Consider the following 11,832-nt stretch of genomic DNA (forward strand, 5'->3'; position numbering starts at 1 on the left):
GGCCAACTCTTCCGGCTTGTTGGCGGCCTGTCAATAAGCTCGTGGCTTAAGGTCAACGGGTGAGCATCGACGTGGGACAGCGCCGCCGGTTCTCGCCGGACGCCCGGCGGGAGCAGATCCTGTCGGTCGCCGTGCGGTTGTTCGGCGAGCGCGGGTACGCCGAGGTCTCGACGACCGACGTGGCGCGCGAGGCCGGCGTCGCCCGCGGGCTGATCAACCACTACTTCGGTACCAAGAAGGACCTCTACCTCGAGGTCATCCACGTGATGCTGACGGTACCCCCGGTGGCGCTCGCCTCGCTGCCCGGCGGCGACCTGCCCACCCGGATCGACGCCATCGTCGGCTGGTTCCTCGACGTGGTGTCGCGGCACAGCCAGTCGTGGCTGGCGGCGATCACGGCCGGCGGCATGGCCGGCGACGCCGAGGTCGACCGGGCCATCTCCTCGGCCATCGACGCCGCCGCCGACGCCGTGCTGACCGCCGTCGGCTTCACCGCGGTCACCCCCGCGATGCACGCCATGGCCCGCTCCTATGTGGGGCTCGCGACCTCGACCGCGCGGGAATGGCTGGAGCGCGGCCTGCTCACCCGCGCGCAGGTCCACCGGCTGCTGTCGCTGACGTTGCTGACCATGGTGACGTCGGTCTTCGCCGACGAGTAGGACCGTTCGGCGACCGGCACGTTCTGACGGTCGCCGACGCCGGCGCCGCGTCCGCGCTGCGGGTGCTGGCGGAGGCCGGCGTGGCCGACGTGCGGCCCGACCCGGTGCTGATCAGCGGCACGGCCCGGACCGGCCCCGCACGACGAACCGAGAGGCCGCCCTGGCAACCGCCGCCGCCCGGACTGCGCCGGCCGGTGATCGCCCTGCTCGACACCGGCGTCGACGAGCTGCGAGCTCGGGCTCAGCGAGGTGCGGCCCGGCGACGAGACGTTCGGCCTGGCCTCGGCCCTGCTCGCGGCCGGCACCACCACCGTCGTGGCCAGCGTCGCCCGCGTGGCCGACGACGTCGCGCGGGACGTCATGGTCCGTTTCCACCGCGCGCTGGCCGCCGGCCCCGGCACCAGCTTCGTCTGCCTGGGCTGCTGATCGGAGAAGGCCGCCAGCGGGAGGACGCTGGTCAATCGAACGCGCTGTTGACCTGGGCCGCGATGCGGGCCTGGGCGTCCGGCTCCACGTCGATGAGCTGCATGCCCAGCTCCGCGCCGTCGGGGCGCGGTGAGCGGCGTACCACCTGGGCGTTCACCGTGCACGGGCCGCCGGCGAGCTGGAGGGTGGCCGTTACCCGGTCGCCGACCGCGACCGGGGTGGTGGCCGGCAGCAGGCAGCCGATTCCGTCCGTCGACACGTCGATCAGGGTGCCGGGCTGGTCGGGGCGGCCCGGCACGCGGACCGTGACCGGGCCGGTGGTGGCTATCCGGTCGTGGCGGCGGCGTTCCAGGCGTTCGGCCACCTCCGACAGGTCCTGGATGCTGGCCATCGTCGCGTCGACCGTGCTGTTCAGGCGTTCGACGATCTGGTGCTGGTCGTCGGCGATGCCGCTCAGCGTGCCCATGGCCGACTCGATGTCGGCGACCTCCTGGACGATCGCGCTCAGCGTGCCGCTCATCTGGGCGATGTCCGCCTCCAGGGTGCCGATCGTCGCCGTGATCTGCTCCGTCGAGCTGGCCGTGGTGTCGGCCAGGCTCTTCACCTCGTCCGCGACCACCGCGAAGCCCTCGCCGGCCGCGCCGGCCCGGGCCGCCTCGATGGTCGCGTTCAGGGCCAGCATGCGGGTCTGCGACGCGATCTCGGAGATCACCCCGGCGATGCCGGCCACCTGCCGCAGGCTCGCGTTCAGGGCGGCCGCGGCCTCGTCGGCGCTGCGCGCCCGGCGCACCATCGACCCCGCCGCCGCGGCCGTCTCGGCGACCCGGTGGTGGGTGGCCGTCGCGGCCTCCCGGGCCGCGCCGACCTGGGAGACCACGTCGCGCAGGCGCTCGTTGATGACCTCGCCGGTGTCGTCGATGGCCTCCTTGGCCCGCCGGCGCAGGCGCTGGTTGACGCGGCGCTGTTCCTGCTCGGTCTCCTTCAGCCGGGTCTCGCGTTCGGTGCGCATGCCTTCGAGTTCGGCCCGCCCCTCGCCGATGAGCGCGGCCAGCGCGCCGAGCTGGTCGTCGAAGGTGCGGGCGCCGAACGGCCGCTGCGCGGCGAAGTCGCCGGTGGGCAGCAGGGGTGAGGACGGCTGCACGGCCAGCGGGGCGGAGGCCGAGTCGAGCAGGTCGCCCAGGGCCTTGCGGACCGATTGCTGGTCGCGCTGTTTCTGCCGGCGGGCGCCCACGACGTACGCGGAGGCGGCGGCCAGCAGCAGCGCGACGACCCAGAGCACGATCACGCGTCGCGGCCGACCTCAACCAGCAGCACCACGCGGTTAGGTTTCCACCGTCGGCCGCCGGGCGGGGCGATTCGCGGAATTCAGGCCGTTCGGACGCGGGAGACGGCGATCAGCGCGTCGGCGAAGGTGCGCCGCCAGCTCAGGTAGTCGTGGCCGCCGGTGAACTCGGCGTAGGCGACGTCGTAGCCGCGGGCGCGCAGCGCGTCGCGCATGGCCCGGTTGACGGTGAGCTGGGCCGGGGCGCCGCCGGGGCCGGGCCGGGTCTCGCCGGAGCCGACGTCGAGGGCGAAACGCACGCCGGCGCGGGGGCGCCGGGCCACCTCGCGGATCAGCCAGCCCGGTTCGCCCTGGTCGGGGCTGGGCCACCAGAAGCTGCCGGACTGGGCGACGACCGCGCCGAAACACTCGGGGGCGGTCAGCGCGATGTGCGCGGCGGCCAGCCCACCGCGGGAGACCCCGCCGATGATGTTCCCGCCCGGGTCGGTGCCGGCGCCCAGCTGGGCCCGGGCCCACGGCAGCACCTGGCCGGTGACGAAGCCGGGCATGGCCGAGGTCGGGCTGAGCTCGGCGTCGCGGTGCGCGCCGGGGCTGCTGACGAAGATGGCCACGGTGGGCGGGATCCGGCCGTACGCGATGAGATTGTCGAGGGTCGCCGGAACGCGCTGGACGGTGCGGGCGAGGAAGCCGTCGAACAGCACGAGCACCGGCAAGCCGCTGGTCGGGACCCCGGCCGGCCGGTAGACGAACAGGCGGCGTGACCCGCCGAGGGGGCCGCCCGGCACGGTGTGCGGGGTGACGGTTCCGGCGGCCACGCCCGGGCGCGGGACGATCCAGGGCTCGGCCGGAGCTCCGGGCATCTCCAGCACCGAGGCCCACGCGTCGCGGTCGCCGGCGTCGTCCGGGTCGGCGGGGAACAGCAGCCGCCGCCGGTTGAACGCGTCGAGGTGGGCCGGTCCACGCCCGCCGGGCTCGCTCGGCAGCTGCTCGGTGCCGTCGTGCACCAGGCAGTACATCGTGCGCAGGCCGGCCGGCAGCACCCGGGTGGCCCACCACAGGTCGGTGCCGGGGATCCGTTCGAGGTCGATGTCGACGCCCCACCAGGCCCGCGTCGAGCGGGCCGTCCCGCGCCACAGGAAGGTCACGAGGCGGTGCCGGTCGTCGTACGGCTCGATCAGCGGCGTGCCGCGCTCGGTGGCCCGCCGCCAGAACGCGTCGACCGCGTGCGGGGTGGGGTCGGCGAGCAGCCGGGCGATCTGCGGACTCTGCACGGCACGCATCCCATCGATCGCCGCTGATGGTAACCGAACCGCCACCGAGCGTCGCAATTGGAGGGTGAAGTGTCAAGCGTAGGCGTGCAGACCGGCCAGCAGCGCGGCCAGGCCCGCTTTGGCGTCGGCGAACAGCATCGCCGTCCGTGGGTCGGTGTAGAGCTCGTTGTCGATGCCCGCGTAGCCGTGCCCGAGCGACCGCTTGATCACGATCACCGAGCGTGCCCGGTCCACGTCGAGGATCGGCATGCCGGAGACCGGGTTGCCGGGCCGCCGCGCGGCCGGGTTGGTGACATCGTTGGCCCCGATCACGAGTGCCACATCCGTACGGGCGAAGCCGGGGTTGCTCTCTTCGAGATCCCGCAATTGCTCGTACGGGGCGTTCGCCTCGGCCAGGAGCACGTTCATGTGCCCCGGCATCCGCCCGGCCACCGGGTGGATGGCGTAGCTGACCTCCACACCCCGCTCGGTCAGGGCCTGGGCCAGCGCCACCGCCTCGTGCTGGGCCTGCGCCGCGGCCAGCCCGTAGCCGGGGACGATGACGACCTTTCCCGCGTACGCCAGTTGGATCGCCGCGTCGTCGACGGTGACCTCGCGGACCGCCTGGGCCGTTCCCGTGGTGACCGCGACCGCGTCGCCGGTGCCGTACCCACCCGCGATGATCGCGCCGATCGGCCGGTTCATGGCGTCGGCCATCAGCTTGGTCAGGATGGCGCCGGCCGCGCCGACCAGCGCCCCCGCGATGATCAGCGGCGTGCTCTCCAGGACGAAGCCGGCCATCGCCACCGCCGTGCCCGTGCACGCGTTGAGCAGCGAGATCACCACCGGCATGTCGGCGCCGCCGATCGGCAGCGTGAGCAGCACCCCGGCGACCAGGGCGGCCACCGCGATCCCGATCAGGACCCAGGCCGAGGGTTCGAAGCCGGTGAAGACGACGCCGAGGACCACGGTCACCACGGCCAGGATCAACGACAGGAGGCGGCCGTACGGCACCACGAGCGGCCGCCCCGGCACGCGCCCGGCCAGTTTGCCGGCCGCGATCAGCGACCCGCTGAAGGTGACCGCCCCGATCAGCACGTCGAGCACGCCGGTCACCTCGGCCGCCGTGGTCGCCGGGTGATGGCCGAGCGCGATCAGCGCCGCCGCGCCCCCGCCGACCGCGTTGAACAGGCTCACCAGCTGCGGCATGGCCGTCATCCGGACCACCCGCGCGGCGACGAGACCGGCCACCGCGCCGCCGGCCGCGCCGATTCCCAGAGCCCAGGCCGCGTACGCCTCGACCCCGCCGCCGCGCACCAGCACCACCACCGTGGCGAGGATCGCGACCGCCATGCCGGCGGCCGAGATCTGGTTGCCGCGCCGGGCCGTGGCCGGGGTGTTCATCAGGTGCAGGCCCACCACGAACGCCGTCGCGCAGGCCAGGTAGACCAGGTGCGTGACGGTGTCGAAGGCGCTCACGACCGGCTCCGGAACATCGCCAGCATCCGGTCGGTGACCAGGTAGCCGCCGGCCACGTTCATCGCGGCGAAGAACGCGGCCACCGCGAGCAGCACGTATCCGGCCGCCGTGTCGACGGTGGCGGCCAGCAGCATCACGCCGACGATCACCACGCCGTGGATGGCGTTGGCGCCGGACATCAGGGGGGTGTGCAGGGTCGCCGGCACCTTGCTGATCACTTCGAAGCCGACGAGCAGGGCCAGGGTGAACACGGTCAGGTCGGCGAGCAGCAGCGCGCTCATGAGCGGATCTCCTTCGGCAGCCGGGGATGGACGACCTGCCCGTCGCGGCAGACCAGCACGCCGGCCCGCACCTCGTCGGCCGGTTCGAGCGTGAGGACCCCGTCGGGCATGAGGTGGGTGAGCAGGGCGACGGCGTTCCGGGCGTACGCCGTGGAAGCCGCCACGGGCACGGTGGCGGCCAGATCGGGGGCGCCGATCACGGTGACGCCCCCGCCGGTGACCAGCCGGGTGTCGGCGACCGAGCCCGCGACGTTGCCGACCGCCATGTCGATCACCACCGAGCCGGCCCGCATCTTGTCGAGGGCCGTCTCGGTGACCAGCAGTGGGGCCTGAGCCCCCGGCACCTTCGCCGTCGTGATCACCACGTCGAAGCGGGGGATGGCATCCTGCAGCGCGCGCTGCTGAGCGCCCGATTCGTCAGCGCTCAGCCGCTCGGCGTACCCGTCGTTCCGTGACTTGTCCGCATCATCGGAGAGGACGCTCGCGCCGAGCGAGGCGATGTCAGCCCGCGCCGCCGCGCGGACGTCATAGCCGGTGACCAGCGCGCCCAGCCGCCGCGCGGTGGCTATCGCCTGCAGCCCGGCCACGCCCGCGCCCAGGACCAGCACCTGGGCCGGCCGCGACGTCCCGGCCGCCGTGACCAGCATCGGGAAGAAGCCGCCGTACGCCTCGGCCGCCAGCAGCGCCGCCTTGTACCCGGCCACGTTGGCCTGCGACGTCAGCGCGTCCATCGCCTGCGCCCGGCTCAGCGTGCGCGGCAGCAGGTCCAGGCTGAGCGCGGTGATCCCGGCCGCGGCCAGCCGCTCCGTCCGCCCCGGATGGCTCAGCGGGTCGAGCAGCCCGATCAGCACCCGCCCGGCGGGCAGGGCCGCCACGTCGTCCGGTGGGTGGACGCACAGCAGGATGTCGCTTTCCTTGTACACCTGGGCCCGGGTCTTGATCTCGGCCCCGGCCCCCTCGAAGTCGGCGTCGCCGAACCAGGCCCGCCGGCCGGCGCCCGCCTCGACCAGGACCCGGATCGACCGGGATCGCAGCCGGCCGGCGGCATCCGGGGTCAGGGCCACCCGGCGCTCGCGCCCCGGGGTCTCGCTGAGTACTCCGACGATCGTCATCGGCATCCCCTCGCATCGATATCGATGCTGTATCACCTCGACCCTCGGCTCGGCCACCCTTCGGCGGTAGGGTCGGCCGCATGGCGGAACGGATCGGCTCCGGCGTGTGGTCCCTGCAGGGTGAGACTGTGACGCTTCCGGTGACCATCACCGACGCTCAGATCACGGCGTCGGTCTTCACCTCACCGGCCGCGGCCGCGCGCGAGCTGCTGGCCGGGCTTCCGCTGACGCCGTTCACGGCCTTCGGTAAGGCTTTCGGGCTGCTCATGTGCATTCATTACGGTGAGTGGGCGCTGAAGACGTACGACGAAGTGGGTGTGGGTCTTCTGGCCCTCGGTCCCGGCCGCCGTCCCGGGCTGTTTCTGCTGGACCTGCCGGTGACCGGCGCCTTCACGCGGGAGGCCGGGCAGGACTTCTGGGCCCTGCCGAAATGGCTCATGACATCCACGCTGCGTTTCGGCGACACCGGCACCGACGTGACGGTGAGCGACGGTGAGACGTCAGTTCTGGCGGCGTCCTTCACCCACGGCCGGGTGCGCCTGCCGTTCGGCGTCCGCTCGTCGCTGCCCGCCTGGTCCTATCTGGATCACGGGGCCCAGGCGGGCCGGCTGCTGCGCGGCCGAGTGCCGATGCGGTTGTCCGGCGTGCGTCTGGGTCGCGGTTCTTTTTCCGTACGCCTGGGGGAGCACCCGATGGCGCGGCGGATGGAGGCGCTCGGCATGCTCAACCGGCCGCTCCTGACCGTGCACGCCTCGTCGCTGCGCGGCCCGCTGGGGGAGTGGCGCGCCACTTAGTCAAGAATCTGGACTATATTCGCGGCATGACGACGATCGAACTGACGCGCTTCCGCGTCGATCCTTCCCGGGTCTCCGAGTTGCTGAGCGCCCGGCCGGCCATGCTGGCCGACTTCCAGGCCGACCGGGAGGGTTTCATCGACGCGCGCCTGGTCCGGCTCCCCGGCGGCGAATGGCTCGACATCGTGACCTGGCGCAGCGCTCCCGACTTCGCGGCGTCCCGGGCCAAGGGGGCCAACCGCCCCGGCATCGCCGCCTTCTTCGCCGCGATCGACTCCCTGATCAGCGCCGAGGAAGGCGCCCTGGCCTAAGCGGTGATCGCCCTGAGCGTTTCCAAGAATCGGCCGTACGCGTCGTGGCCGACCTTCGCGGCGTACTCGGCCTCGAGGTCGGCCACGACGCGGTCGGAGAGCGCCATCAGCTCGCGCCCACGCTCGGTCGGCACGACCAGCTTGGCCCGGCGGTCGCTCGGGTCGGCCACCCGGGTGAGGTAGCCGAGCGCTTCCAGCTCGTCGACGATCGTGGCGATCGTCTGCTTGTTGCGCCCGGCCAGCCGGACGAAGTCGTTCTGCCGCAGGCCGTCCTCGTCGAGGTAGGCCAGCACGGCCCCGTGCCGGGGCCGCAGATCGTCGAAGCCCGCCTCGGCGCTGCGCCGGAACAGCTCGGCCTGCAGCCCGAACAGCAGCCGGGTCGCGAGCATGCCGAGATCCGCCGGCCGGGCGCTGCGTGCCATGACGGCACTTTATCGGTCGAAGTAGTGGACCTTCTCCAGGTCCTCGATCAGGCCCGGCTGCTCGGGCGCCCAACCCTGGCCGAGGCCACGACCACCCTGACCTGATCGTGCCTTGCCTTCCTGGCCGGCCCGCGTCCCACTGCCGCCGCCCCAGTCGGTGCCGTACCGGCCCTTCGGGTCGATGTGCTCTTTCTCCCGTGCCCACGGCCGGCCCGTCGGGTCGATGTGCTCCTTCCCCGCGTGCCCATGGCCCGGCCTCGTCCGTTCTCGCTGGCGGGTTCGGTTTCGCTGCGGTCAGGCGAGTGTGCGGGCCAGGCGGGCGGCCTCGTTCTTGAGGCGGGTGCGCTCGGGAAGGGCGGCCGCGGCGGAGACCTCGGGCAGGTGGGCGCGGGCGCCGATGGCGGCGGCGACGGCCGAGGCCAGGGCCAGCAGGTCGGGTAGGCCGGCGGGTGGCCGTTCCAGGCGCAACAGCGCCGGGAGGACGGCGTGCAGGACCGCCCACACGGCGTGCTGGGCGCCGCCCCGGGCCAGATCGGCCAGGGCGTCGGCGGCGGCGTGGAGGTCGTCGTGGTGGGCGGCCAGGAGCAGGGCGAGCTCGCGGCCCAGCAGTCCCGCGTCGAGGCCGCCGCAGCGGGCCAGGTGGGCGACGGCGGTCACGGCGTCCCGGCGATCGGATTCGCTTCCGGTGGTCAGGGCCTGAGCCAGGGCCAGGGCCATCGCGGGCCCGAAGGGGCCGGACGAGCGGGCCAGGGCGGACAGGACTCCGGAGTGGACATCCGCGCTTCCGGCCGCCCCCTCAGGCTTCTCGGCCGCCTCCTGTGGCTTCTCGGCCGCGGCCGGTGACGAGGAACCGCCACCGCTGTGCTGGGCGAGCGCGACCCCGGCCTCGTGGAGGGCGCCCGCCGAGCCGCTCCGGCGGGAGTGCAGGACGTGGGCGGCGATGATCTCCCGGTGGCTGGGCAGGACCAGAGGCCAGAAGGACTGATCGCCGGGGGTGGCGTGGGCCCGGCCGGCGGGTACGGCGAGCAGACCGGGCGGAAGGGCCAGGCCCGAGGCGTCCAGCGGGGCGAACGTGACGGTGCGCTCGGCGGGGCCGGTGGGCGGGCCGACCATGGTGATCGCCGGGTCGGGGAGGCCGCCGGCGCGCAGCCAGGCGGCGAAGCGGCGGCCCGCGGTGGAGTTGAGGCGGGCGGCGGCGGTCAGCACCGACGGCGGCGTCTCGCGGGGGAGGCGCAGCAGGGCCTGGGCCAGGTCGTACGGGCCGGGCTGCCAGCCGGCGCGCTCGGCCGAGGCCAGGCGCAGCAGCAGGCGTGCCGGGTCGACGTGACCGTCCCTGGTGGCCGGCGTGGCCAGCAGGGCCGGTGGGCCTTCGCCCCGGCCGAGCTGGCCGGCGAGCTCGTGGATCCGCAGGCGCAGCATCTCCTGCGGCGGGGGAAGCGGCCGGCGTGCCGCGGAGGCGGACCGTGGGCCGGCCGGACCGGAAGCGTCGGCGGCCGGTCCCGCGCTCCGGCCGGCCGCGGTGGCGGCTGGTCCCGGTGTTGGGCCGGTCGTCGTGGCGGGCTGGGCGGAAGCGGGGCCGGACGTGGCGATTGCTGGGGAGCGGGCGGGCAGGGTGGCGGCCCGCCCGGCCGGGTCGCCGGTGGACGGTGCGGGACCAGGGCCGGTCGGTGCGGCGGAGCGGCGGCTCCCGGCCGGGCGGGCGCCCAGCGGGGCGTACCGGCGAGTGGGGGTGCCGGCGGTCGGCCGGGTGGCCGCGGCTTCGGCCAGTTCGGGTGGGACCAGGGTCTCGATCAGTTCGGCCAGGGGAGAGGTTCGGTCCGCGGCCAGGGGGGCCAGGGCCCACGCGAGATCGGGCCGGGCGGTGACGGCGAACTTGGCCACCGCGGCCAGGACCCGTTCCAGGTCGAGGGGTGACAGCGGGGTGTGGGCGAGTGTCGCGGTCAGCTCCGGGAGGGAGCCGATGGCGGGTGGCATGGGCTCCGGGACGTACACCGAAGGAGAGGGAGGGAACCGCGGACCTGGCGGAATCGACGGCTGGCCGATGATCTCATCGGCCTGGCGGCGGAGATCGCCGGCGAGGGAGCCGGCGGCGGGGCGGAGGGCTTCCGGGCCGGCCGAGTGGTGGCCGACGACGCGCAGGGCACGTTCCGCCACTTCCGGGTCGTCGCTGTTCAGGACCGAGGTCGCGGCCTCCAGCAGGGACGGCGCGGCGTCCGGGTGGCGGGCGATGGCGCGGTCGAGCCAGGCGAACTGGGCGCGGATCAGCTTCTTCTCGGTGCGGGCGAAGGCGGCCCGGGTGGCGGCGGCGACCGTGTCGGCGTCGAGGTGGCCGGCGTCGTCCAGGGCGCGCAGGACGCGCTGGGCCAGCTCGGCCACCGGGCCGTTGGGCTCGGCCAGCATGGCCAGGAAGTCGGCGCGGTGGGCGGCCCGCTCGTCCAGGGTGGGGTCCAGGTGACGGAAGGTTTCCAGTACGGGACGCAGCGCGGCGCCGCGGTCGCCGGAGCGGAGCCGGCCGACCAGCAGGGCGATGAGCTGGCGGCGGTCGATGCGCTTGCCGGCGGCGAGCAGGGCCAGGGCGGCGGGCCAGAGGTCGTCGAGGTCGGCCGCGACCTTCGGGGTGGCGAACAGGGCGGGCAGCTGCGTCTCGAGCCACGGGTCCTCGGCCAGGCGCGCGGCCAGGGCGCCGGCCGAGCCGGCGGCGGAGAACTGGCGTACCCAGCCGCGCAGCATCGGTTCGGTGGCGGGCAGGGGAAGCCCGGCGGCGCGCAGCGCGGCGGCGGTCAGGGCCCATTCGCCGCGGTCGTGGTCGCGGTGCTTGAGCTGGGCGGCGAGGTCGGTGGCGACGGTGGCGAGGCCGGGACGGCCGGGCGCCTGCAACACGCGGATGACGGCGGCGATGGTACGGGCGGGGAGCTCACCCTTGAAGCGCGGCGACCGCAGCCACGCGACGACGTCGTCGCCGGTCGGCAGGCATCCCGCCCCGGCCACGAGGAGCGCGCCCTCACGCCGCACGCGATCGTCCGGGTCCGGCTTCGCACCCCGGCGCAGCCGTCCGGCCGGCGCACCGTCTCCGTGATCCGCTGGAAGAGCGCCGGAGGCGGGCCCCGTGCCGGACTCTCCGCCGGCACCGGTTCCGAGGCCCGTGCTCGTGCTCGTGCCCGTGCGGGATCCCATGCCACTGCCGGTTCCGAGGCCCGCGCTCGTGCGGGATCCCATGCCACTGCCGGTTCCGAGGCTCGCGCTCGTGCGGGATCCCATGCCGCCGCCGGATAGGCCCGCGCTCGTGCGGGATCCCACGCCACCGCCGGATCCGAGGCCCGTGCTGGGGTCGAGACCCGCACCCGGCAGCGGGTGGCTCCCGGGTTCGGCGAGGGCGCCCGGCACGGGGCGGCGGCGACGGGCCGCTCCGGCGGAACCCGGGGCGGCGGCCGGGTCGGTGGCGCGGATGCGGGGGACCAGGGCGCGCCGGCGCTGCTCGTCGAGGTGCAGGAGGGCGTCGGCCATGTCGTCGGCGTCGCCCTCCTCCAGGAGCTGGAGGAACTGGTCGAAGGCCGGCTGGCGGGTGGGCGCCGGCCGGGTCCGGGCGGCGGGTTTCTCGGTAGCCGTGGCCATGAGGGGAAGGTAGCGACCACTTACGCCTCTCCGCCCCGATTCCGCCACATTCGTTCGCCGGCTCCCCAATAGACCTAGCCTCCTAGGACGCAGTAGACGCCGTACGGCGGGGCACATGCGGCGAAATCGCGCTCGTTCCCCCGGAAGGGGCATTACCGTGATCGTGAAACATTCTCGGCGGAACCTGCCCGTGACTTCTTATCC

The 11,832-nt window shown here is 74.3% G+C and carries 10 protein-coding genes and 1 pseudogene; 4 read left to right on the top strand and 7 right to left on the bottom strand.

The annotated features are described in order from the left end of the window. Positions 1 to 59 precede the first annotated feature (59 nt). Entirely contained in the window at positions 60 to 659 is a 600-nt protein-coding gene (locus tag ACGFJ7_RS10835; RefSeq protein WP_360249699.1) for a helix-turn-helix domain-containing protein, read from the top strand. 237 nt (positions 660 to 896) lie between these two features. Further along, a pseudogene (locus ACGFJ7_RS10840) lies at positions 897 to 1,085 on the top strand (CHAT domain-containing protein); the annotation flags it as partial. Between the two features lie 31 nt (positions 1,086 to 1,116). Here the strand turns inward: ACGFJ7_RS10840 and ACGFJ7_RS10845 are convergent. From ACGFJ7_RS10845 to ACGFJ7_RS10865, 5 genes are all read right to left on the bottom strand, one after another. Beyond that, positions 1,117 to 2,370 (bottom strand): methyl-accepting chemotaxis protein, encoded by a 1,254-nt coding sequence (locus ACGFJ7_RS10845; protein WP_392642013.1) that lies wholly within the window; start codon positions 2,368 to 2,370, stop codon positions 1,117 to 1,119. A gap of 80 nt (positions 2,371 to 2,450) precedes the next feature. Further along, positions 2,451 to 3,638 (bottom strand): alpha/beta hydrolase-fold protein, encoded by a 1,188-nt coding sequence (locus tag ACGFJ7_RS10850; RefSeq protein WP_360249693.1) that lies wholly within the window; start codon positions 3,636 to 3,638, stop codon positions 2,451 to 2,453. A 72-nt stretch (positions 3,639 to 3,710) separates the two neighbouring features. Further along, positions 3,711 to 5,096 (bottom strand): NAD(P)(+) transhydrogenase (Re/Si-specific) subunit beta, encoded by a 1,386-nt coding sequence (locus ACGFJ7_RS10855; RefSeq protein ID WP_392642015.1) that lies wholly within the window; start codon positions 5,094 to 5,096, stop codon positions 3,711 to 3,713. Then, on the bottom strand, positions 5,093 to 5,377 hold the full coding sequence (locus tag ACGFJ7_RS10860; RefSeq protein ID WP_360249687.1) for an NAD(P) transhydrogenase subunit alpha: 285 nt from the start codon (positions 5,375 to 5,377) through the stop codon (positions 5,093 to 5,095). Before ACGFJ7_RS10860 ends, ACGFJ7_RS10855 begins: the two co-directional genes overlap by 4 nt. After that, positions 5,374 to 6,489 carry an NAD(P) transhydrogenase subunit alpha gene (locus ACGFJ7_RS10865; protein ID WP_360249684.1) on the bottom strand — a complete coding sequence of 372 codons (1,116 nt, stop codon included), beginning with the start codon at positions 6,487 to 6,489 and terminating at the stop codon, positions 5,374 to 5,376. The genes ACGFJ7_RS10860 and ACGFJ7_RS10865 overlap by 4 nt, the downstream gene beginning before the upstream one ends. Before the next feature lie 80 nt (positions 6,490 to 6,569). On the opposite strand from ACGFJ7_RS10865, the gene ACGFJ7_RS10870 reads away from it, so the two are divergent. Together ACGFJ7_RS10870 and ACGFJ7_RS10875 are read left to right on the top strand one after the other, a co-directional pair. Continuing rightward, entirely contained in the window at positions 6,570 to 7,283 is a 714-nt protein-coding gene (locus ACGFJ7_RS10870) for an acetoacetate decarboxylase family protein (protein ID WP_360249681.1), read from the top strand. Positions 7,284 to 7,309: 26 nt separating this feature from the next. Next, on the top strand, positions 7,310 to 7,594 hold the full coding sequence (locus ACGFJ7_RS10875; RefSeq protein ID WP_360249678.1) for an antibiotic biosynthesis monooxygenase: 285 nt from the start codon (positions 7,310 to 7,312) through the stop codon (positions 7,592 to 7,594). On the opposite strand, the gene ACGFJ7_RS10880 is transcribed toward ACGFJ7_RS10875, so the two are convergent. Both ACGFJ7_RS10880 and ACGFJ7_RS10885 read right to left on the bottom strand, forming a co-directional pair. Next, a complete protein-coding gene (locus ACGFJ7_RS10880) occupies positions 7,591 to 8,016 on the bottom strand; it encodes a MarR family transcriptional regulator (protein ID WP_360249675.1) in 426 nt (141 codons plus the stop codon). The genes ACGFJ7_RS10875 and ACGFJ7_RS10880 overlap by 4 nt on opposite strands. A 294-nt stretch (positions 8,017 to 8,310) precedes the next feature. Beyond that, a complete protein-coding gene (locus ACGFJ7_RS10885) occupies positions 8,311 to 11,628 on the bottom strand; it encodes a hypothetical protein (protein WP_392642019.1) in 3,318 nt (1,105 codons plus the stop codon). Positions 11,629 to 11,832 lie beyond the last annotated feature (204 nt).

It is taken from the genome of Actinoplanes sp. NPDC048988 (assembly GCF_043197815.1).
Taxonomy (GTDB): Bacteria; Actinomycetota; Actinomycetes; order Mycobacteriales; family Micromonosporaceae; genus Actinoplanes.

Excerpts from the sequence above, each read along its gene's own strand:
- ACGFJ7_RS10860 (WP_360249687.1), bottom strand. The coding sequence starts at position 5,377 with ATGAGCGCGCTGCTGCTCGCCGACCTGACCGTGTTCACCCTGGCCCTG.
- ACGFJ7_RS10865 (WP_360249684.1), bottom strand. The coding sequence starts at position 6,489 with ATGACGATCGTCGGAGTACTCAGCGAGACCCCGGGGCGCGAGCGCCGG.
- ACGFJ7_RS10870 (WP_360249681.1), top strand. The coding sequence starts at position 6,570 with ATGGCGGAACGGATCGGCTCCGGCGTGTGGTCCCTGCAGGGTGAGACT.
- ACGFJ7_RS10875 (WP_360249678.1), top strand. The coding sequence starts at position 7,310 with ATGACGACGATCGAACTGACGCGCTTCCGCGTCGATCCTTCCCGGGTC.
- ACGFJ7_RS10880 (WP_360249675.1), bottom strand. The coding sequence starts at position 8,016 with ATGGCACGCAGCGCCCGGCCGGCGGATCTCGGCATGCTCGCGACCCGG.
- ACGFJ7_RS10885 (WP_392642019.1), bottom strand. The coding sequence starts at position 11,628 with ATGGCCACGGCTACCGAGAAACCCGCCGCCCGGACCCGGCCGGCGCCC.